This is a genomic window from Sphaerotilus sulfidivorans (assembly GCF_013426975.1).
Lineage (GTDB): Bacteria > Pseudomonadota > Gammaproteobacteria > Burkholderiales > Burkholderiaceae_C > Sphaerotilus > Sphaerotilus sulfidivorans.
The window spans coordinates 36,225-57,250 of the sequence record NZ_JACCPY010000024.1 but is presented as its reverse complement, the minus strand read 5'-3'; the positions used below and the strand labels follow the sequence as shown (position 1 = coordinate 57,250).

Here is a 21,026-nt window from a genome sequence, read left to right as displayed (position 1 = left end):
CGGCCATGCGCCCGCGGCTGGTCGTCGGCATCACCGGCGCCTCGGGCGCCGCCTATGGCGTGCGCCTGCTGGAGCGGGCGCGCGATCTGGGCGTCGAGACGCATCTGGTGGTCACGCCCTCGGGCGTGCTCAACGTGCATCACGAATGCGGCCTGGACCGGCGCGCGCTGGAGTCGCTGGCCACGGTCGCGCATGCGCCCGGCGAGATCGGCGCCTGCATCGCCAGCGGCAGCTTCGACACCGCGGCGATGGTGATCGCGCCCTGCACGATGAAGACGCTGGCCGCGATCGCGCACGGCTTCGGCGACAACCTGCTGACCCGCGCGGCCGACGTGACGCTCAAGGAGCGCCGCCGCCTGATCCTGATGGTGCGCGAGACGCCGTTCAACCTGGCCCACCTGCGCAACATGACCGCCGTCACCGAGATGGGCGGCATCGTCTTCCCGCCGCTGCCGGCCTTCTACCACCGGCCGCAGACCATCGCCGAGCTGGTCGACGAGACGGTCGAGCGGGTGCTGCAGCTCGCCGGCATCGCCGCGGCCCGGCCGCAGGCCTGGGCGGGGCTCGGTCAGGCGACGCCGGCCAGCCCGTCGCGCACATGATGGCGCGAGCCCGGCTTCAGTCCGGGTGAGGCCAGCACAGCGCGCATCCACGCCGCGACCTCCTCCACCGCCCCGAGCTGGCCGGCCTGCTCGCGCTGGCGGCTGCCGGCCGCATTGCGCTGGCGCAGGCGCTGCTGCATCGCGGTATCCATCGCGCCCGGATCGAGCGCGACCGGGAGAAAGGGCCGGCACTGCGTCGCCTCGTCGACAGCCAGCCCGCGGATGAAATGATCCAGTCCGGCCTTGGCCGCGCCGTAGACCGTCAGCCCGGCGTGGCTGCGCAGCGCCGCGCCCGAGCTGACCTGCGCGACGATCTTGCGCCCCGGGCTGGCGCGGAAATGCGCCATCGCGGCGGCCAGCAGCGTGACCCCGGCGATCAGACCGACCTGCAGCCCGGCGGCCAGCGCCTCGGGCGCGGCCTGCTCGACCGGGCCGAGCGGCTCCAGCGTCGCGGCGTTGTGCAGCACGATCAGCGCCGCCACGCTGGCCGGATCGATGCCGGCCAGCGCCGCCGACAGCGCGGCGGCGGCCGCGACCGGATCGGCCAGATCGGCGCGGATCCAGTCGCCCGGCGGCGTGTCGGGCGGCTCGGTGCGCGACAGCGTCAGCACCCGCCAGCCCTCGCCGCGCCAGCCCGCAGCCAGCGCCGCACCCAGCCCGCGCGAGCCGCCGCTGAGCAGCACCAGCCGCTGCGGCGGCGGCCCGTCTGCGCTCACAGCACCACCTTGCGCGCGTGCAGCGCCTCGGCCTGGCCGTCGGGCGCGCGGCATTCGATGCCGCGCAGCGCCATCAGGCCGCGAAAGGTCGCCTCCGAGAACCAGCCCTTCGAGCGCTGGCTGCCGAAGTGGCGCATCAGGTGGCGGACCTTGCGCCGGGCCTGCTCGGCCGTCAGCGGCACATAGACATTGGGCTGGCCGAGATCGCCCTCGTACTTCGGGATCTCGTACTCGAGGATCAGATGGTCGCGCCAGGTCTGCCAGGTCAGCTCGGCCACCGTGCGGTGGTCCTGGTGGCGGTCCTCCAGCCGGTGCGTCAGCACCAGGTCGGGCGACACCCGCCGGCCCAGTTCGGCCAGGAAGGCCTTCAGCCGCGGCAGCTCGGCCGGGAACTGCGCGTCCGCGAAGTCGCCGATGACGATCTCCAGCCCGGCCGCGCCCTTCATCAGCGCACGCGCGCTGCGCCGCGCCTCCCGGGCGCGCTCGCCCGGCGCGCTCAGCACCACCCAGGTCAGGTGCAGCTCGGGCACCTCGGCCAGCCAGCGCAGCAGCACGCCGCCGCAGCCGATCTCCAGATCATCGCTGTGCGCCCCCAGGCACAGCAGATGCAGCCGCTGGCGCCCGGCGGCTGGATCGAGCCTCAGCATCAGGCCGCCCCCTGCAGGCGCTCGTCCTTCCAGACCATCCACGGGCACTCGCCGCGGCCTTCCATGCGGTCGTAGGTGATCTTGTCCTTGAAGGTGTCCATCGCCTGCCAGAAGCCGCGGTAGCGGAACACGCCCAGGCGGCGCTGCGCGATCAGGCGCTGGAACGGCGCCTCCACCAGCTCGTCGCCCTCCTCGATCAGATCGAAGATCTCGCGGCGCAGGCAGAAGAAGCCGGCGTTGATCCAGAAGGGGCTGGCCTCGCTCATCGGGCCGAAGGAGGTCACCAGGCCGTCCTCGTCGCCGTGCAGCGTGTGGAAGCTCTGCGGCGAAGGCACCGCGACGAAGCTGGCGGCGGCACCGCGCGCGCGGAACTCGGCGATGTGGCGGTCCAGCGGCAGGTCGCTCAGGCCGTCGGCGTAGTTGGCCAGGAACTCCTCGTCGTCGCCGAGGTGCTGGCGCACCCGCAGCAGGCGCTGGCCGATGTTGGCGTGCAGGCCGGTGTCGACGAAGGTGATCTTCCAGTCCTGCAGGTCGCTGCGCATCAGCTCGATGCGCCGGCCGCCCTCGCTGAGCACGAAGTCGTTCGACAGGCACTCGTTGTAGTTCAGGAAATAGTCGCGGATCAGGTCGCCGCGGTAGCCCAGGCAGAGGATGAATTCCTTGTGGCCGAAGTGCGCGTAGTAGCGCATCAGGTGCCACAGGATCGGCCGCACGCCGATGTTGACCAGCGGCTTGGGGATGGTGTCGGAATGCTCGCGCAGCCGCGTGCCGAGTCCGCCGCAGAACAGGACGACTTTCATGTCGGAGTGCCTTTCGGGGTCTGGGAGCCAGGGATCGTGAAGGCCGGAGCGGGCTCGTCCGGCGCGAGATCGCGCAGCAGCCCGGCCTGCTGCAGCGCCTCGGCGGCGGCCTCGATCGCCTCGAAGGGCAGCCGCGCGCGCTCGGCGATGGCCAGCAGGTCATGCGCGCCGTCGGACTGGCTCAGCACCCACAGCAGCGCGTGCTCGAAGGCGCCCGGCGCGTGGCCGCCGGTGCTGCGGTAGAGCCCGCGCCGGCCCAGCCGCGGCTCGCCGAAGGGGCTGAGGTTGAGCAGGCGGCGGTTGCCGTCGAGCACCTGCGCCAGCCGCGCCAGCGCCTGCAGCGCGCCGGCCAGCGCCTGCGGGCGCAGCAGCGTCATGTCGTCGGCGCTGCAGTGGTATTCGGGGTAGCCGCCGTTGACCGAGCGGGTCAGCCGGCCCACCGGCAGGTCGAAGCCGGGCGAGCCGTACTGGCGCTCGTCGTAGCCGTAGGGCTCGAAGTCGAGCAGGCGCGCGCCCTCGATGCCGGCCAGCACATGCGCGGCGGCGCGGTCGGTCAGCGTGTCGCCGCGGCGGCTGCGCTTGTACTGCAGCGGCGCGCCGTCGCCCAGCAGGCCCAGCACCAGGCCGGCGCGCACCCGCGGCAGCACTTGCGGGCGCAGCGCCAGCCAGGTCAGCGAGCCGATCGTGCCGGGCGCGAAGATGAAGCGCCAGGTGTGGCGCGGCCGGCTGCGTCCCAGCGCCCGCGCCAGTTCGACCGCCACCGCGATGCCGGCGAGGTTGTCGTTGGCCAGCGAAGGATGGCAGACATGGGTGTGGACCAGGATCTCGTCGTCGCTCTGGCCGGGCACGACGAACTCGGCCAGCGTCAGGTGGCCCGGCGCCAGCGTGCTGTCGACCACCACCTCGTAGGGGCCGGGCCCGAGGCGCTCGCGGTCGCGGTGGCGCAGGCAGAAGGCCCAGTGCTCGCGGTAGTAGCTGGTGCGGTAGGGAATGTCGTCGGGCCGATCGGGCAGCGAGTGCAGGTGCGGCTGCAGTTCCTCCAGCGTCATCTGCCGGCGCACCGGCACCGAGTAGCTCATCAGGTGCAGGTTGTGGGCGCGGAAGTCGACGACCCGCCGGCCGGCGGCATCGGCGATCCAGGCGTCGCGCACATTCCACTCGAGCGGCACCTCCCAGTCGTGCACCGGCGTGCCGCTGGGCACCTCGGTGCGCTGCAGCGGCAGGCCGCCCTGCGTCTCGATCAGGTCGAGCGTGGCGCGCACGCCGGCGCCCGTCAGGCTGCGGCACAGCGGATACATCGCCTCGGCCAGGCGCCAGGCCTGCGCGCCGGCCTCGGCGGCGCCGTCGGCCGAGCGCAGCTCGTCGAGCAGCAGCGCCATCAGCGGCCCTCCCCGCCGGCCGACCAGCGCCGGCGGTGCGCGTCGGCGTCGAAGTCGGGCGCGTCGCGGTCGCGCTCGGAGATCGCCGCGACCGGCAGCGGCCAGGCCACGCCGAAGGCCGGATCGTCCGGGCGCACGCCGGCGGCGCAGTCCGGCCGCCAGGCCTCGTTCATCATGTAGTGGACCTCGGTGTCGTCGACCAGGGTCTGGAAGCCGTGCGCGACGCCCGCCGGCACCACCAGCGATTGACGGGTGTCGGCATCGAGCTCGACCGCGACATGGCGCAGCCAGGTCGGCGAGCCGGGCCGCAGGTCGAGCAGCACGTCGAGCATGCGCCCGCGCGCGCAGCGCACCACCTTGGCCTCCTGCGCCGGCGGCCAGGCGAAATGCAGGCCGCGCAGCGTGCCGGCGCGGCGGTTGAAGGACGCGCTGGTCTGCATCACCGCCAGCCGCGCCTCGTCCAGGCCGGCCGCGCGCAGCGTGTCGCGGCACCACAGCCGCGCGAAGCCGCCGCGCTCGTCCTCCAGCGGCTGCGGCTCGAGCCGGAAGGCGCCCTCGATCGCCAGCGCGACGCAGCGCAGCGTGCTCATCGCGGCACCTCCGCGCCGACATGCACGCCGACATCCAGCCCCAGATGCGCCAGGAAGGCGTCGATCTGGTCCAGGCAGATCCGGCGTGCGCCCTCGCCCGCCTGGTGGCGCAGATGCCACTGCGCGACCCAGTCCAGCGCCTGCGGCGTCGCCAGCCGGCAGCGCCAGCCCAGCTGGCGCGCGGCCTTGCTGCAGTCCAGGCGCAGCTCGGGCTCCTCGGGCGGACGCTCGCCCGGCGCCTGGGTCCAGGCCGGCGACAGCGCCCAGTGGCGGGCGACGCCCTCGGCCACCTGCGCGACGGTGACCACCTCGTCGGAGGGCGGTCCGAAGTTCCAGTCGCCGGCCGCCCGATGCGGCTCGCGCAGCAGCCGCTCGGCCAGGCCGAGGTAGCCGTGCAGGCAGTCGAGCACATGCTGCCAGGGCCGCACGCCGGCCGGGTTGCGCAGCGCCACCGGCTGCCCGGCCTGCGCCGCGGCGATGATGGCCGGCACCAGCTGGTGCGGCGTCCAGTCGCCGCCGCCGATCACGTTGCCCGCGCGTGCCGAGGCCACCGCGACGCCGTGCTCGGCCCACCGCTCCGGCGGGAAGAAGGAGGCGACGAAGGACTGGGTCACCAGCTCCGAGCAGGCCTTGCTGTTCGAGTACGGATCGCGCCCGCCCAGCGCCTCGTTCTCGCGGTAGCTCCAGAGCCAGCGCTGGTTGTGATAGACCTTGTCGGTGGTGACGTTGACCAGCGCCAGCGGCCGCGTCAGGCCGGCGCGGCGCACCGCCTCGAGCAGGTTCGCGGTGCCCATCACATTGGTCGAGTAGGTGCCCAGCGGATCGGCATACGAGTCCAGCACCACCGACTGCGCGGCCATGTGCAGCAGCACCTCGGGCGCGAAGTCGTGCACCGCCGCCGCCAGCGCCGCGGCATCGCGCACGTCGCCGGTGACGGTGCGCAGGTCGGCGCCGACGCCGGCCAGATCGAACAGGCTGGGCGTGGTCGGCGGCGGCAGCGAGAAGCCCAGCACCTCGGCGCCGAGCCGGTGCAGCAGCAGCCCCAGCCAGGCGCCCTTGAAGCCGGTGTGGCCGGTCAGCATCACCCGGCGGCCGCGCCAGAAGGCGGGATCGATGACGGCTGCGTTCATGGCGTGATCACCTCGAGCTGCGGGATCGGCACGATGAAGCGCCCGCCCCATTCGCGGATGTAGCCGTGCTGCGCGACGATCTCGTCCTTCAGGTTCCACGGCAGGATCAGCACCTCGTCGGGCCGCGCCTGGCGCAGCGCCTCGGGCGCGAGGATCGGGATGCGGGTGCCGGGCGTGTACTTGCCCTGCTTGTAGGGATTGGCGTCGACGGTGAAGTCGAGGAAGTCGCTGCGGATGCCGCAGTAGTTCAGCAGCGTGTTGCCCTTGCCCGGCGCGCCGTAGCCGACCACCTTGCGGCCGGCCGCCTTCGCCTCGATCAGATGGGCCAGCAGCCGGTGCTTGACCTGCCGGACCTGCTCGCCGAAGCCGAGATAGCGCTCGATCGCGTGATAGCCCAGCGCCCGCTCGCGCTCGCGCATCTCGGCCACACGTTCGCCCACCGGCAGCGCCGCGTTCGTGGCGTGGTGCGCGTGGATGCGGATCGAGCCGCCGTGCGTCGGCAGCTCCTCCACATCGTGCAGCACCAGGCCGTGCGCGGCGAAGATGCGCTCCACCGTCGAGAACGACAGGTAGCTGAAGTGCTCGTGGTAGATGGTGTCGAACTGGTTGCGCTCGATCAGCCGCATCAGGTGCGGGAACTCCATCGTGATGACGCCCGCGGGCGCCAAGAGCGCGCGCAGCCCGCGCACGAAGTCGTTGATGTCGGGCACATGGGCCAGCACGTTGTTGCCCAGCACCAGGTCGGCGGCGCCGAACTCGGCCGCGATCGCCCGGCCGGTGGCCTCGCCCAGGAAGTCCACCCGGGTCGGCACGCCGCGGGCCTCGGCGGCGCGCGCGACATTGGCCGCCGGCTCGATGCCCAGCACCGGCACGCCGGCGGCGACGAAGTGCTGCAGCAGGTAGCCGTCGTTGCTGGCGACCTCGACGACGCGGCTGTGCGCACCCAGCCGGTAGCGCTCGGTCATCTGCGCGGTGTAGCGGCGCGCATGCTCGACCCAGCTCGACGAGAAGGACGAGAAGTAGGCGTACTCGCCGAAGATCTCGTCCGGCGCGACGAAGGCCGGCAGCTGCACCAGGAAGCACTGCTCGCACACGCGCGCATGCAGCGGATAGAAGCGCTCCATCTCGCCGAGCTGGTGCGCCTCGATGTGGGTCTGGCACAGCGGGCTCAGGCCCAGGTCGACGAAGCTGGTGCGCAGCGGCGTGCCGCAGAAGCGGCAGGCCGGCAGCAGGCGGTCCGCCCTCGTCGGATCGTTCGTGTCGTCAGTCGTGTCGTCGTTCATGGCGGACTTCTTCTCGGCAATCGGATCAGGAAATGGAGCGGCGACGCCAGCGGTCCAGCGCCTCGCGCAGCGGCTGCGCGCCGTTCATCACCGCACCGGCCATCGGCGCGGGCAGGAAGAGCGCGCCGGCCGCCCAGGCCAGCAGCGCGGCGCGCTGCGCCTCGCCATAGCCGGGACAGTGCTGCAGCGACGCGCGCATCAGCGCCCACAGGCTGTCGGCGCTGTCGTCGGGAAAGGGATGGGACTCGCGCGCCCAGCGCCACGAGGTGATGCGGTGGCGCACATGCGTGGGCAGCATCAGCGCCGGCGCGTCGATGCAGAAGCCCGAGCGCTGACGCAGCAGCTCGAGCGTGCGCTCGCGGCTGTCGACCACCAGCCGCACCTCCTGGCCAACGCTGCCGCTGTAGTTGCCGCGGTAGCCCGGCGCATCGCGGTCGGCCGGCTTGCGGTGCAGCCGGTAGCTGCCCAGCGGACGCTCGACATGGACCACACGGCCGTGGAAGGGCGCGGTCAGGAACGGCACGGTGTCGGTGCAGATCGGCCAGTCCTTCGGATCGACCGGGAAATAGGGCGCGACCGCACGCAGCCGATAGAGATTGCCGCTGCCGGGCGGGCCGGCGTAGTGGCCGAGCCGGCGGATGATCGGCACCACATCGCCGTGGTGACTGAGATAGGGCATGGTGCCGCCGAGCGGCCGGCCCTCGGCGTCGATCAGGCGCAGCGCGTACTGGACCTTGGCGGTGTGGTCGTCGGCCGCGGCCAGGCAGGTGGCGATCGCGTCAGGATCGAGCAGGTCGTCGGCATCCAGCCAGACGATCCACTGGCCGCGCGCCGCCGCGATGCCGAGGTTGTAGCCCTGGCCCTGGCCGATGTTGACCGGCTGGCGCACCACCCTCACCCGGTCCGCATAGCGCGCGATCACCTCGGCCGAATCGTCGGTCGAACCGTTGTCGACGACGATCACCTCGCAGCCCGGCGCGGTCTGCGCCAGCGCGGATTCGATCGCTGCGGCCACGAAACGGCCGTAGTTGTAGTTCAGGACGACGATCGAGACCGCCGGACCGGACACGGCGGCCGCAGAGGCGGAAGCAGAAGCGGAAGCAGGCATCGGGGACTCTCTGATGGCACTCATGGTAACCGTGTGTTACTCATGAATCATTATCTTCAGAGACTGTCCACAGGGAAGCCATCCCGCGACAGAGTCCCCCGGTTGACGGGGCGCGGCGGTGCCGGAAGTCCAGAAAGCGGCAGGGCGCCCGACCGCGTCAGCAGTCGGGCGCCCTGCCCAGGAGATCAGATCAGACCGGCAGCGCCACGCCGGTCAGGCCGGCGTGGCGATCTGGCCGTCCGACACTCAGTCGTCGTTGCCGCCGAAGATGCCCAGCAGCGACAGCAGCGACTGGAACACGTTGTACAGGCTCAGGTAGATGCCCAGCGTGGCGGTGATGTAGTTGGTTTCCTCGCCGTTCTCGATGCGCTTGAGGTCATAGAGGATGAAGGCCGAGAAGATGCCGATCGTCAGCACCGACAGCGTGATCATCAGCGCGCTCGACTGCAGGAAGATGTTGGCGATGCCGGCCACCAGCACCATGATCATGCCGATGAACAGGAACTTGCCCATCGACGACAGGTCGCGCTTGATCACCGTCGACAGCGTGGCCATGCCGAAGAAGATCAGGCCGGTGCCGGTGAAGGCGGTCATGATCAGGCCGGCACCGTTGGACAGGCCCAGCACCGTGCCGATCAGGCGCGACAGCATCAGACCCATGAAGAAGGTGAAGGCCAGCAGGATCGGCACGCCGGCGGCCGAGTTCTTGGTCTTCTCGATCGCGAACATGAAGCCGAACGCGCCGGCCATGAACACGATCAGGCCGACCAGCGGCGACATCGCGCGGGTCAGGCCGGTGGCGACACCCAGCCAGGCGCCCAGCACGGTCGGGATCATCGACAGCGCGAGCAGCATGTAGGTGTTGCGCATCACGCGGTTGCGCTCGGCGGCGCTGGGCATCGCGACAGACGCGAAACCGTGGTTCTGGAACAGGTCGGACATGGCAGTAGCTCCTTCGGAGACAGCGGAAAGACAGGAACCGATCACGACGGATCAGTGGATGCAGAGGCGACCCGGAAGGATGACGGACCCCGGGCGGTCACGGCGATCAGCGTCGGGCGTGCGGCGCGCCGGCGGATCGCGGCTCAGGCGCTCAGGCGGGGTGGACGCAAGGGCCCGTCGAGATAGGGCGAAGCCTGGGGTCGGCCCTCGGCCGGGTGCAGCGCCCGCTGCAGTCCGCGGCAATGCGGCTGCGGCAACAGCCCCGGCAGCGGCGGGACATCGGCCAGTTCGGCCACCGGGTCGGACTCCTGGGCCGGATCGGTGCGATCCGGCAGCGCGGCCGGCGGCGTGCCCTCGTCGGCCCGCAGAGGGCGGTCGGCTTCGGCACGGCAGTCGGCATCGGCCTGGGCGACCAGCGTGACGGTCGCGACTGCAGCCTGTGCCCCGCCAAGCAGGCCGGCGCACAGCAGCATCAGCACAGCGAACAGGGACATCAGTCGACGGAACATGGGATCAAGTGTAGCGGAGCCGCGCTCACCGTGTCGGCGCCGGGGCTGCAGCCAGCACCGGAGAAGCGGTCGCCGCGTCCGGGTGTTCCCAGCGACGGCGCGCGGCCATCACCATGTTCGGATAAGGCGCCTTGCCCCGGCTGCCGTTGTAGCGCCCCAGCGCCATGAAGAGATCGCCCCGCTCGCGATCGAGGTAGTGGCGCAGGATCACGCAGCCGAAGCGCAGATTGGTCTGCATGTGGAACAGCCGCGAGGCGTCGCCGTCGCCGATCGTGCGCGCCCAGAAGGGCATGACCTGCATGTAGCTGCGCGCGCCGACCACCGAGATCGCGTACTTGCGGAATCCGCTCTCCACCTCGATCAGCCCGAGCACCAGCGCGGTATCGAGGCCGGCGCGCCGGCTCTCGTACCAGACCGTCTCGAGGAATTCGCGGCGGACGTTGAAGTCGGGCTTGCGCCGCGCCAGCCGCTCGCTCATGGCGCCCAGCCAGCGCAGATGCGCCAGCCGTGCCTCGGTCGAGACGAACTCGAGCCGGGGCGGTGCGCCGTTGCCGGCCACCGCCGCCGCCAGCGCGGTGCGCACCGAATCGGCCAGCGGCTCCTCGAGCTGGCCACCAGCCTGCGCGGTCGGGCTGATGCCCAGCCCGGCCAGCGCCGGTCCGGCACCGATCAGCCAGGCGCGGCGGCGACAGCTCATGCCTTCAGGCGACCCTTCACGAAGGCGACGACCTCGGCGGCCGCCACCTTGGTCGCGGCCTCGTCGCGCCGGCCCTGGTACTCGACCTGGCCTTCCTTCAGGCCGCGGTCGGACAGCACCACGCGGTGCGGCACGCCGATCAGCTCCCAGTCGGCGAACATCGCGCCAGGGCGCTCGCCGCGGTCGTCGAGGATCGCGTCGATGCCGGCAGCCTGCAGTTCCTCGTGCAGCGCGTCGGCGGCGGCCTTGACGTCGGCCGAGCGGTCGTAGCCGATCGGGCAGATCGCCACGGTGAACGGCGCGATCGCGTCCGGCCAGATGATGCCGCGCGCGTCATGGCCCTGCTCGATGGCCGCGCCCAGGATGCGGGTCACGCCGATGCCGTAGCAGCCCATCTCCATCAGCGCCGGCTTGCCGGTCTCGTCCAGGAAGGTCGCGTTCATCGCCTTCGAGTACTTGGTGCCGAGGTAGAAGACATGGCCGACCTCGATGCCACGCTCGATCGCCAGCACGCCCCGGCCGTCCGGCGACGGATCGCCCTCGACGACGTTGCGCAGGTCGGCCACCAGATCGGGCTCGGGCAGGTCGCGGCCCCAGTTCACGCCGGTCAGGTGGTAGTCCTCCTCGTTGGCGCCGCAGCAGAAGTCGCTCATCGCGGCCACCGAGCGGTCGGCGATGATCTTCACCGGCTTTTTCAGACCGACCGGGCCCAGGTAGCCCGGCTTGCAGCCGAAGTGCTCGTCGATCTCGGCCAGCGTGGCGAAGCGGAAGCCGTTCTTCAGGCCCTCGATCTTGCCGACCTTGACCTCGTTCATCTCGTGGTCGCCGCGCAGCAGCAGCAGCCAGACGGTCGAGCCGACGATGTCGCCCTGCTCGTTGCGCGTGTCGGTGGCCAGCACCAGGCTCTTGAGCGACTTCGTCAGCGGCAGGCCCAGGAAGGCGGCGACATCCGCGCAGGTGCTCTTGCCCGGCGTCAGCGTCTTGACCATCGCGGCAGACGGTTCGGCGCGCGGCGCGGCCGGGGCCACGGCCTCGGCCAGCTCGATGTTGGCGGCGTAGTCGCTGGTCGGGCAGTAGATGATCGCGTCCTCGCCGGTCTGGGCGATGACCTGGAACTCGTGGCTGAGGTCGCCGCCGATGGCGCCGGTGTCGGCCGCCACCGCGCGGTAGGTCAGGCCGAAGCGATCGAAGATGCGCTTGTAGGCGGCGAACATCGTCTCGTAGCTCCTGGCCGCGGCCTCGGGGCTGCGGTCGAAGGAGTACGCGTCCTTCATCGTGAACTCGCGCCCGCGCATGATGCCGAAGCGCGGCCGGCGCTCGTCGCGGAACTTCGTCTGGATGTGATAGAAATTCTTGGGCAGCTGCTTGTAGCTGCGCAGCTCCTGGCGCGCGATGTCGGTCACCACCTCTTCGCTGGTCGGCTGGATGATGAAGTCGCGGTCATGCCGATCCTTCACCCGCATCATCTCCGGGCCCATCTTGTCGAAGCGGCCGGTCTCCTGCCACAGCTCGGCCGGCTGCACCACCGGCATCAAGAGCTCGACGGCGCCGGCGCGGTTCATCTCCTCGCGGATGATGCCCTCGACCTTGCGGATCACCCGCAGCCCCATCGGCATGTAGTTGTAGATGCCCGCGCCCAGGCGCTTGATCATGCCGGCTCGCATCATCAGCTTGTGGCTGATCACCTCGGCATCGGCGGGCGCTTCCTTCAGGGTGGCGATGAAGAACTGGGAGGCTTTCATGGGGTGGTCGGTACGCGGACGGGTACTGAGTGGAACCTCTGGACGGGCGACGGGAGCCCTTGTCCCTGCTCGGGTGATCCGCGGGCTTGCGCCAATCGGACCCGGTGCAATAATGGGTTCAACGTGAAAATTGGGGTCTGATTATGCTCGACCGAGAAGGCTTCCGGCCCAACGTCGGCATCATCCTGCTCAACCAGCGGAACCAGGTGTTCTGGGGCAAGCGCATTCGCACCCACTCCTGGCAATTCCCGCAGGGCGGCATCAAGCATGGCGAGACGCCGGAGCAGGCGATGTTCCGAGAGCTCCACGAGGAAGTGGGGCTGCATCCTGAACATGTGCGCATCATCGCGCGCACACGAGACTGGCTGCGCTACGAGGTGCCCGAGCACTACATCCGCCGCGATGCACGCGGTCACTACAAGGGGCAGAAGCAGATCTGGTTCCTGCTGCAGCTCATGGGCCGGGACACCGACATGAACCTGCGCGCGTCCACGCATCCGGAGTTCGACGCCTGGCGCTGGCACGACTACTGGGTGCCACTGGATGTGGTGATCGAGTTCAAGCGCAATGTCTACCAGATGGCGCTGACCGAGCTGGCGCGCTTCATCCCGGCGCGCCCGAACCATCACAACCGCTATCTGCGCCACGGCATGCGCTCGATGCGCCGCGAGGACGGCGCCGAGCCTCGCGCCAGCACGGCCCAGCTGCAGGGCGACACCGCGATGAGCGATCTGCCGCCGCTCGAGTTCAAGCTGGGGACGTCCTGACCGGCGGGCGCCGGTTCAGCAGCACCAGCCCCAGGCAGATGCCAACCAGCGCCAGCAGCAGGGCTGGCGTGATCGGCTCGTCGAGCAGCAGCCCGGCGCTGAGCGTGCCGAACACCGGCGTGAGCAGCACGAAGGCCTGGACCTGGGTCGCGGGATAGCGGGTCAGCAGCCAGAACCACAGCAGATAGCTGGCGAAGGTCACGATCACGCCCTGATAGACCATCGAGCCGATCGCCAGCAGGCTCCAGGACTGCGGCCAGGCATCGCCATGGACCAGAGCGGCCAGCGGCGACAGCAGTGCCGCCACCCCGAGCTGCCAGGCCAGCGTGACCTCGGACGGCGCGCTGCGCAGCACCGACAGCCGGATCGTCACCGTGGTCAGCCCCCACAGCACCGCGGCCACCAGGATCATCAGGTCGCCACGCCAGGTGGTGCCGGCTGCGGTGAGCGAAAAACCCTCCCCGAAAGCCGCCGCCAGCGCAGCAAAGGCGATCAGCAGCCCGACGGACTGCAGCGGCATCAGCCGCTCGCCCCGGTGCAGCGCCGCCAGCACCAGCGCGACGACGAAGGGCGAGGTATTGATGAAGACCACGCCGCGCGCGGCGGTGGTGTGCTGCAGGCCGACGAAGGCCAGCGCGAACTCGGTGGCGAACAGGAAACCGGCCAGCAGCCCCGGCCGCAGGCTCGGGCCGAGCCCGTCCCAGCGCAGGCCGCGCCAGCGCATCCAGCCCAGCAGCAGCACGAAGGCGACGATGCTGCGGATCGAGACCTGCACCAGTGCCGGCACCTCCGGCAGCGCCAGCTTGATCGAGACCTGGTTGAGCCCCCACAGCATGCAGCACAGCAGCAGGCTCAGGACGGCGACAAGATCGAGATGGGAGCGTGCGGGCATGGGCAAACGACAGAAAAGTGTGGAGTCAGCCGATAGGCCGGATTCTGTGCGGCGGGTTGCCCCGCCGTGACCGCCATTCCTCTGGGCCGCCCGTCACCGGAACGGCTCGATGCCACCTACCCGCCAGCTCAGCGGGCCGCGTCATAGCTGGCCTATTTGGTGTTGCTGCGCGCAGAGATTGCCCGTTTCACCCGGACCGAACCGGCTCGTCTCTGTTGCTCTGATCCTCACCTCGCGGTGGAGAGGTGTTACCTCCTGCGCTGCCCTGTGCAGTCCGGACCTTCCTCCAGTGCGACCTTTCGATCCTTGCACCAGCGGCGGTCTGGCTGACTCCACGGCCGGGATTGTCCCACAAGCGCAAGACAAGGGCGGGCGAGGCCGGACACAGGCGCGCCGGCCGCCGCGTGGCGCTCAGTAGCGCCGCGTGCGGGACAGCGCGTCGACCCGCGCCTGGCAGGCCGCGATCACGCGGCGCAGTTCCTCATGCTGCGCCGCGCAGCGCTGCAGCTGCTGGCGATCGGCCAGATGGGCCTCGAGCAGCTCGCGGTAGGTCAGGCCGGCCTTGAGCGGCTGCGGCGTCGGGCAGGCGCTGTCGACGCCGGTCGGCAGCACGCACTTCGGTGCGACCGGCGCAGGCGGCACCGACGGACTCGAGGCGCAGCCGCCCAGGCCCAGCGCGGCCAGCAGCACGAGAGCCGAAGCAGGCGACAGCATGGCGGCTCTCATCAGCGCGCCCGGCTGCCGTTGCCGGCCACGCGGTTGAGCGTGCGCAGCGCCTCCGGCGGCACCGGCGCCGACAGGCAGCTCATGCCGGCCGCGTTCTGGCGCAGCTGGCCCTGCAGCAGCACCAGCTGCAGCTCGCGCTCGCGCAGCTCGTCGCGCAGGCGGCCGGAGCCGCCGCCGCCAGCCGCCGCCAGCGCCTTGCGCACCCGCAGCAGCTCGGCATCGGTGTCGCGGCGACGCTGGGCCAGATCGGCCAGCTGGGCCTGGCTGTCGTCGAGTGCCTCGATCATCTCGACCTTCTGCTCGTCGAAGGACACCTGCAGCTCGCGCAGGCGCACTTCGAAGGCGGCCTCGCGCGAGCGCAGCTCCTCGGCCAGTGCGATCTGCGCCTGGCGGTGGCGTGCCTCGCTGTCGCGCATCTGGGTCTCGAGCCGGGCGGCGCGGTGCTCGGCGGCCTGCCGGTCGGAGGAGCCGATGCCATGGCCGATCCAGCCGGACACCAGCAGGGCCGCGGTCGTCGCGATCAGACGCAGCTTGTCGGACATCGATGAACTCCAGAATGATGATTTTGCATTTCAGGTCGGATTGTCATCCCGGCCGACGGGTGCGCATGGTAGGCAAGACCCGGAACCGCAGCGGTGACGATTCGTGAGAGGCCGCGCCGCTCAGCGCTCCTTCGTGAACGACTGCCCGAGTGCGGCCGGCGCCTGCGCGCGGCCGAAGAAGCCCGCCAGCAGCACCACGGTGAACAGATAGGGCAGCGCCTGGATCAGCTCGACCGGCACTGCGCCCAGACCCGGCAGGACCGTGCCCTGCAGCCGGATCGCCACCGCATCGAGCAGGCCGAACAGCAGACAGGCCCACAGCGCGCGCACCGGATGCCAGTGGCCGAACACCATCGCCGCCAGCGCCATGAAGCCGCGGCCGGCGCTCATGCCGGGCGTGAAGCTGGCGTTCTGCGCCAGCGTCAGGAAGGCGCCGCCGATGCCGCACAGCACGCCGGCCAGCAGCACCGCGCGCCAGCGCAGCCCGGCCACCGAGATGCCGGCGGCGTCCACCATCGCCGGGTTCTCGCCGACCGCACGCAGCCGCAGCCCGAAGCGGGTGCGGTAGAGCAGCCACCACACCGCCGGCACCAGCGCGAAGGCCAGCCAGGTCAGCAGCGTGTGGCGCAGCAGCGCCTCGGCCAGCAGCGGTCCGATCAGCGGCCAGTCCTGCACCGCACGCGCCGCCTCGTCGAACAGCACGCCGAAGCGCCCTTCAGGCGGCACATCGGGCGTGCGCCCGCCGCGCTGGAACAGGTGCAGGCCGATGACCGCGGTCAGCCCGAGCGCCAGGATGTTGATCGCCACGCCGGAGACGATCTGGTCGCCGCGGAAGCGGATGCAGGCCAGCCCGTGCACCGCCGACAGCGCCATGCCGGCCGCGACCGCCGCCAGCAGCGCCGCCCCGGCCGGCCAGCCGAAGGCGCCGGCCACCGCCGCGGCGAAGGCCGCCGCCAGCAGCTTGCCCTCCAGGCCGATGTCGATGACGCCGGCGCGCTCGCTCAGCACCCCGGCCAGCGCGCACAGCACCAGCGGCACGCTGATGCGCAGCGTCGCGCCCAGCACCGAGGCGACGACGGTCGCCAGCTCCTGCAGCTCGCTCATGCGCCCTCCCCGGCCGGGGCGACCCGCCGCGCCCGCAGCGTCCACAGCGCCCACAGGCGCGCCACCAGCGGCCGCAGCATCAGCGCCAGCGCGCCGCAGAACAGCACCACCAGGCCCTGCACCGCGGTCACCATGTCGCGCGAGAAGGTCGGGATCTCGAAGGCCAGCTCGGAGCCGCCCTGCACCAGCGCGCCGAACAGCAGCGCCGCCAGCACGATGCCGGCCGGGTGGTTGCGCCCCATCAGCGCCACCGCGATGCCGGTGAAGCCCGCGCCGGCGACGAAGTCCAGCAGCAGCCGGTGGTGCACGCCCAGCACCTCGTTGATGCCGACGCCGCCGGCCAGTGCGCCCGAGCCCATCAGCGCGATCAGCGTCAGCCGCACCGACGACAGCCCGGCATAGTGCGCCGCGCCCGGCGCGTGGCCGAGCGTGCGCAGCGCGTGGCCCAGCCGGGTGTGCCACAGCAGCACCCACAGCCCGGCCGCGCACAGCAGCGCCAGCCCGAGCGCCGCGTTCAGCGGCGTGGCCGGCGCGTTCACGCCCAACGCGGCCAGCAGCGCCTGCGCCTTCGGCAGGCCGACGCCCTCGGCCAGCGCCCGGCTCTCCACCGACGGATTGCCCGGCACCGCCAGCACGTTCACCAGCAGCCAGACCAGCAGCGCCGAAGCCAGAAAGTTGAACATGATCGTCGTGATGACGATGTGGCTGCCGCGGCGCGCCTGCAGCCAGGCCGGCACCGCCGCCCAGGCCGCGCCGCCCAGGGCGGCCGCCGGCATCGCCAGCAGCAGCACCGCCCAGCCCGGCAGCCAGCGGTCCAGCGCCAGCGCGACAACGCAGGCCAGCAGCCCGCCGACCGAGGCCTGGCCCTCCGCGCCGATGTTGAACAGCCCGGCATGCGCGGCCAGCGCCACCGCCAGACCGGTGAAGATGAAGTTGGTCGCGTAGTGCAGCGTGTAGCCCCAGGCCAGCCCGGAGCCGAAGGCGCCCTCGACCAGCAGCCGCATCGCCTGCGCCGGGCTGTGGCCGAGCAGCGCCACCAGTGCACCCGCCACCGCCAGCGCCAGCAGCGCGTTGAGCAGCGGCAGCACGCCGAAGTCGATCCAGCGCGGCAGCGGCGCCCCGGCGGCTGCGGTCGATCCGCTCATGCCGCGATCCCTCCCTGGCCCATGCAGCGGCCGATCGTCACCTCGTCGGCGGCGTCACGCGCCATCTCGCCGGTGATGCGGCCCTGCGACATCACGACGATGCGGTCGGCCAGCGCCAGGATCTCGTCGAGTTCGGTCGACACCAGCAGCACCGCGCAGCCGGCATCGCGCAGCCGGCGCAGCGCGCGGTGGATGGTCTCGATCGCGCCGATGTCGACGCCGCGCGTGGGCTGGCCGATCAGCAGCAGGCGCGGCGCGCGGCGCAGCTCGCGCGCGATGACCAGCTTCTGCTGGTTGCCGCCGGAGAACTTCGCCGAGCGCCAGGCCGGGTCGGGCGGGCGCACATCGAAGTCGGCCATCATCCCGGCGCACTGTGCGCGCATCGCCCGGTGGTCGAGCAGGCCCAGCACCGCCGGCCCGCGGGCGATCGCCGCGTCGTCGGTGTAGCCGAGCGCGGCCGACTCCCAGGCCTCGAAATCCAGCACCAGGCCCAGGCGGTGGCGGTCCTCCGGCACATGCGCCACGCCGAGCTGGCGCAGCCGGTGCGGATCCAGCGGCCAGACGCCCGCAGGGCGCTCGCCGTCGGCCGCCAGACGGATCTCGCCCGACTGCAGCGGCCGCAGCCCGGCGAGCAGCTCCAGCAGCTCGCTCTGGCCGTTGCCCGAGACGCCTGCCACGCCGACGATCTCGCCCTGGCGCAGGTCCAGGTCGATGCCAGAGAGCCGCGCCACGCCCTGCGCATCGCGCCAGCCCAGGCCCCGCGCGCTCAGCACCACCGCACCGGGCTGCGCCGGCGGCCCCTCGCGGCCGAGCCGGACCTTGCGCCCGACCATCAGCTCGGCCAGCTCGGCCTCGGTGGTGGCGGCCGTCTCGCGGGTGGCGACCACCTCGCCGGCACGCATCACCGTGACCCGGTCGGTCACCGCCAGCACCTCGCGCAGCTTGTGCGTGATCAGCAGCACCGTGGTGCCGCGGCGCTTCAGCTGGCGCAGCATGCGCATCAGCTGGTCGGCCTCCTGCGGCGTCAGCACCCCGGTCGGCTCGTCGAGGATCAGCACCCTGGCGCCGCGGTACAGCGCCTTCAGGATCTCGACGCGCTGCAGCACGCCCACCGGCAGCTCGCCGGCCACCGCATCCGGGTCGACCTCCAGCCCGAACTCCGCCGCCAGCCGCAGCACCTCGCGCCGCGCCGCTGCCAGGCTGGGCGCCAGCACGAAGCCCTGCTCGGCGCCGAGCACGATGTTCTCCAGCACGGTGAAGCGGTCCACCAGCATGAAATGCTGATGCACCATGCCGATGCCGGCGGCGATCGCATCGCGGGCGCTGCCCGGTTTCAGGGCATGGCCGTCCACCTCGATGGTGCCCTCGTCGGGCGGGTGCAGGCCGTAGAGAATGCCCATCAGCGTCGACTTGCCGGCGCCGTTCTCGCCGATCAGGCCGTGGATCGAGCCGGGCGCCACCTCCAGCGTGACCCCGCGGCTGGCGTGCACGCTGCCGAAGCGCTTGTGGATGCCGCGCAGCGCGATCATGCGGCGCAGGCGCTGGCCATGGACTGCCCGGTGCTCAAGGCGCGATGCTCAGTAGCGGCAGGCGTTGTCCGCCATGTAGTCGGCGACCTTGATGCGGCCGGCGACGATGTCGGCCTGCGCCGCGTCGAGCTTCTTCTTCATCTCCGGCGTCACCAGCTTCGCGTTGTGCTCGTCCATCGCCAGCGCCACGCCGTTCTCCTTCAGGCCGAGCACCTGCACGCCCGACTGCCAGCGATTGTCCTTGACCGAGCGGGCGATGTTGAAGACCGCCACGTCGACGCGCTTGACCATCGAGGTCAGCATCGTGCCCGGGTGCAGGTGGTTCTGGTTGCTGTCGACGCCGATGGCCAGGCGGCCCTGGTCCTTGGCCGCCTGGTAGACGCCCACGCCGGTGCCGCCAGCGGCCGCGAAGATCACGTCGACGCCGCGCGAGAACTGGTTGCGCGCCAGCTCGCCGCCGCGGGTCGGGTCGCTCCAGGCCGCCGGCGTGGTGCCGGTCATGTTCGAGAGCGTCTCGGCCTTCGGATTGGCGTGTTTTGCGCCCTGCTCGTAGCCGCACTGGAAGCGGCGGATCAGCGGCACGTCCATGCCGCCGATGAAGCCGACCTTGCCCGACCGGCTCGCCATCGCCGCGGCCATGCCGGCCAGGAAGGAGCCCTCCTGCTCCTTGAAGACCACCGACTGCACATTGGGCAGGTTCACCACCATGTCGACGATCGCGAACTTCAGCTGCGGGAACTCCTTGGCCACCTTCTCCAGCGCCGAGGCCTGGGTGAAGCCGATGCCGATGATCGGGTTGGCGCCCTTCTGCGCCATGCGGCGGAAGGCCTGCTCGCGCTGGGTGTCGTTGGCGATCTCGAACTCGAGGTAGCTGCCGCCGGTCTCCTTCCTGAAGCGCTCCATGCCGTTGTAGGCGGCCTCGTTGAAGGACTTGTCGAACTTGCCGCCGGCGTCGTAGACGACCGCCGGCTGGGCCTGGGCCCGGGCGGCCGGCGCCGCCAGCAGCAGCGCCCCGGCCAGGGCGGCGGCCGTGGCCAGAAAGACAGGATTCAGGCGGAACGAAAAGGGGTCTGCAGGCATGGCGTCTCCTCGCGCAGGGTGACTGGCGTGACGGATTCTGCAATAGCCGTACCCGATCGTCCCCCCGGGGCTTGCCGGAGAGACAAGGCCGCAGGATCCGCCGGAGCCCCCCGGAATTGACATGCATCAACGGTGCTGCACCGCAGCATCAAGCTGACATCTTGTTCGGTCAGGCTGCTGGCATCCTGCATGACGGCAGCCACAGAACCCCCCGAGGACGCGCATGAACCCCTCTTCCACGCCTGACTCCGCCCCCCTGCCGACCGCACCGTCGGCGTCGCCCCTGCCGCTGGCAGGACGCCGCGGCCTGATCCTGGGCGTCGCCAACGAGCACAGCATCGCCTGGGGCTGCGCGCAGGTGGCGCGCGCCCAGGGCGCCTCGCTGGTGCTGTCGTGCCTGAACGAGAAGGCGCGCCCCTTCGTGCAGCCGCTGGCCGATGCGGTCCGGGCGCCGCTCTTCGATTGCAATGTCGAGACCGAGGGCGACCTGGAGCGGCTGGTGCAGGCCGCGGCCGATCACCTGGGCGGCCTCGACTTCGTCATCCACTCGATCGCCTGGGCGCCGCTGGCCGAGCTGCGCGGGCGCGTCATCGACAGCTCGGCCGCCGGCTTCGCGCGGGCGATGACGGTGTCGTGCCACTCCTTCGCCGCGCTGGCCCGGGCCTGCGAGCCGCACCTGTCGGACGACGCTGCGCTGATGACGATGAGCTACCTCGGCGCCGACGAGGCCATTCCGCACTACGGCCTGATGGGCCCGGTCAAGGCGGCGCTGGAATCGCTGGTGCGCTACCTGGCTGCCGAGCTGGGCCCGCAGGGCGTGCGGGTGCATGCGATCTCGCCGGGGCCGATGCCCACCCGCGCGGCCTCCGGCCTGCAGGACTTCGACGCGCTGATGGCCACCGCCCGCGCCGAGTCGCCGCTGCGCCGGCTGGTCACGCTCGAGGAGGTCGGCGCGCTGGCGGCCTTCCTGGCCGGGCCGGGCGGGCGCGGCATGAGCGGCCAGACGCTCTTCGTCGACGCCGGCTTCCATGTGGTGCGCTGAGCCCGCCTCCCTGGCCGACGCCCCGCCGCCTCGATGCCCTGACGCCCTGATGCC

General features: G+C 71.5%; 22 protein-coding genes and 1 other RNA gene. 3 read left to right on the top strand and 20 right to left on the bottom strand.

Features of this window, described 5'->3' with window-relative positions:
• The first annotated feature begins 5 nt into the window (after positions 1-5).
• Entirely contained in the window at positions 6-602 is a 597-nt protein-coding gene (locus HZU84_RS14060) for a UbiX family flavin prenyltransferase (protein ID WP_149505134.1), read from the top strand.
• Here the strand turns inward: HZU84_RS14060 and HZU84_RS14055 are convergent.
• From HZU84_RS14055 to HZU84_RS14000, 12 genes are all read right to left on the bottom strand, one after another.
• Positions 569-1,318, bottom strand: coding sequence for an SDR family NAD(P)-dependent oxidoreductase (locus tag HZU84_RS14055; RefSeq protein WP_180692964.1), 750 nt, complete (start codon positions 1,316-1,318; stop codon positions 569-571). The genes HZU84_RS14060 and HZU84_RS14055 overlap by 34 nt on opposite strands.
• A complete protein-coding gene (locus tag HZU84_RS14050; RefSeq protein ID WP_149502571.1) occupies positions 1,315-1,965 on the bottom strand; it encodes a PIG-L deacetylase family protein in 651 nt (216 codons plus the stop codon). Before HZU84_RS14050 ends, HZU84_RS14055 begins: the two co-directional genes overlap by 4 nt.
• Complete coding sequence (locus HZU84_RS14045) at positions 1,965-2,765, bottom strand: sugar phosphate nucleotidyltransferase (RefSeq protein WP_149502570.1); 801 nt, start codon at positions 2,763-2,765, stop codon at positions 1,965-1,967. The genes HZU84_RS14050 and HZU84_RS14045 overlap by 1 nt, the downstream gene beginning before the upstream one ends.
• On the bottom strand, positions 2,762-4,144 hold the full coding sequence (locus HZU84_RS14040; protein WP_149502569.1) for a DUF4910 domain-containing protein: 1,383 nt from the start codon (positions 4,142-4,144) through the stop codon (positions 2,762-2,764). Before HZU84_RS14040 ends, HZU84_RS14045 begins: the two co-directional genes overlap by 4 nt.
• Positions 4,144-4,734, bottom strand: a complete 591-nt coding sequence (locus HZU84_RS14035; protein ID WP_149502568.1) for a dTDP-4-dehydrorhamnose 3,5-epimerase family protein — start codon at positions 4,732-4,734, stop codon at positions 4,144-4,146. Before HZU84_RS14035 ends, HZU84_RS14040 begins: the two co-directional genes overlap by 1 nt.
• Positions 4,731-5,864 carry a CDP-glucose 4,6-dehydratase gene (gene rfbG, locus HZU84_RS14030; RefSeq protein WP_149502567.1) on the bottom strand — a complete coding sequence of 378 codons (1,134 nt, stop codon included), beginning with the start codon at positions 5,862-5,864 and terminating at the stop codon, positions 4,731-4,733. The genes HZU84_RS14035 and rfbG overlap by 4 nt, the downstream gene beginning before the upstream one ends.
• The gene (locus HZU84_RS14025) at positions 5,861-7,147 is read right to left on the bottom strand and encodes a class I SAM-dependent methyltransferase (RefSeq protein WP_149502566.1); all 1,287 of its coding nucleotides are present in this window, start codon (positions 7,145-7,147) and stop codon (positions 5,861-5,863) included. Before HZU84_RS14025 ends, rfbG begins: the two co-directional genes overlap by 4 nt.
• A 25-nt stretch (positions 7,148-7,172) precedes the next feature.
• The gene (locus HZU84_RS14020) at positions 7,173-8,255 is read right to left on the bottom strand and encodes a glycosyltransferase family 2 protein (RefSeq protein ID WP_149502565.1); all 1,083 of its coding nucleotides are present in this window, start codon (positions 8,253-8,255) and stop codon (positions 7,173-7,175) included.
• A 246-nt stretch (positions 8,256-8,501) separates the two neighbouring features.
• Entirely contained in the window at positions 8,502-9,197 is a 696-nt protein-coding gene (locus tag HZU84_RS14015) for a Bax inhibitor-1/YccA family protein (RefSeq protein ID WP_149502564.1), read from the bottom strand.
• 143 nt (positions 9,198-9,340) lie between these two features.
• On the bottom strand, positions 9,341-9,691 hold the full coding sequence (locus HZU84_RS14010; RefSeq protein ID WP_180692963.1) for a hypothetical protein: 351 nt from the start codon (positions 9,689-9,691) through the stop codon (positions 9,341-9,343).
• Positions 9,692-9,731: 40 nt separating this feature from the next.
• On the bottom strand, positions 9,732-10,403 hold the full coding sequence (locus HZU84_RS14005; protein WP_149502562.1) for a lytic transglycosylase domain-containing protein: 672 nt from the start codon (positions 10,401-10,403) through the stop codon (positions 9,732-9,734).
• Positions 10,400-12,145 (bottom strand): proline--tRNA ligase, encoded by a 1,746-nt coding sequence (locus tag HZU84_RS14000; protein ID WP_149502561.1) that lies wholly within the window; start codon positions 12,143-12,145, stop codon positions 10,400-10,402. The genes HZU84_RS14005 and HZU84_RS14000 overlap by 4 nt, the downstream gene beginning before the upstream one ends.
• 143 nt (positions 12,146-12,288) lie before the next feature.
• On the opposite strand from HZU84_RS14000, the gene HZU84_RS13995 reads away from it, so the two are divergent.
• Positions 12,289-12,912, top strand: a complete 624-nt coding sequence (locus tag HZU84_RS13995) for an RNA pyrophosphohydrolase (RefSeq protein ID WP_149502560.1) — start codon at positions 12,289-12,291, stop codon at positions 12,910-12,912.
• Here the strand turns inward: HZU84_RS13995 and HZU84_RS13990 are convergent.
• From HZU84_RS13990 to HZU84_RS13955, 8 genes are all read right to left on the bottom strand, one after another.
• Positions 12,893-13,804: a DMT family transporter gene (locus HZU84_RS13990; RefSeq protein WP_149502559.1), complete on the bottom strand. Its 912-nt coding sequence runs from the start codon at positions 13,802-13,804 to the stop codon at positions 12,893-12,895. The two genes, HZU84_RS13995 and HZU84_RS13990, sit on opposite strands and share 20 nt — an antisense overlap.
• Before the next feature lie 17 nt (positions 13,805-13,821).
• An RNA gene (rnpB, locus tag HZU84_RS13985) (RNase P RNA component class A) lies at positions 13,822-14,138 on the bottom strand.
• 77 nt (positions 14,139-14,215) lie between these two features.
• Positions 14,216-14,518 carry an Rz1-like lysis system protein LysC gene (gene lysC / locus HZU84_RS13980; RefSeq protein WP_149502558.1) on the bottom strand — a complete coding sequence of 101 codons (303 nt, stop codon included), beginning with the start codon at positions 14,516-14,518 and terminating at the stop codon, positions 14,216-14,218.
• Between the two features lie 11 nt (positions 14,519-14,529).
• A complete protein-coding gene (locus HZU84_RS13975) occupies positions 14,530-15,072 on the bottom strand; it encodes a hypothetical protein (RefSeq protein ID WP_149502557.1) in 543 nt (180 codons plus the stop codon).
• A 120-nt stretch (positions 15,073-15,192) separates the two neighbouring features.
• Positions 15,193-16,176 (bottom strand): ABC transporter permease, encoded by a 984-nt coding sequence (locus tag HZU84_RS13970; protein ID WP_180692962.1) that lies wholly within the window; start codon positions 16,174-16,176, stop codon positions 15,193-15,195.
• A complete protein-coding gene (locus HZU84_RS13965; RefSeq protein ID WP_149502556.1) occupies positions 16,173-17,321 on the bottom strand; it encodes an ABC transporter permease in 1,149 nt (382 codons plus the stop codon). The genes HZU84_RS13970 and HZU84_RS13965 overlap by 4 nt, the downstream gene beginning before the upstream one ends.
• Entirely contained in the window at positions 17,318-18,850 is a 1,533-nt protein-coding gene (locus tag HZU84_RS13960; RefSeq protein ID WP_149502555.1) for an ABC transporter ATP-binding protein, read from the bottom strand. Before HZU84_RS13960 ends, HZU84_RS13965 begins: the two co-directional genes overlap by 4 nt.
• A gap of 48 nt (positions 18,851-18,898) precedes the next feature.
• Entirely contained in the window at positions 18,899-19,930 is a 1,032-nt protein-coding gene (locus HZU84_RS13955) for a BMP family lipoprotein (RefSeq protein ID WP_149502554.1), read from the bottom strand.
• 223 nt (positions 19,931-20,153) lie between these two features.
• Here HZU84_RS13955 and fabI point away from each other — a divergent pair, with 223 nt between their 5' ends.
• Positions 20,154-20,972 (top strand): enoyl-ACP reductase FabI, encoded by an 819-nt coding sequence (gene fabI, locus HZU84_RS13950; RefSeq protein ID WP_149502553.1) that lies wholly within the window; start codon positions 20,154-20,156, stop codon positions 20,970-20,972.
• Positions 20,973-21,026: the final 54 nt, after the last annotated feature.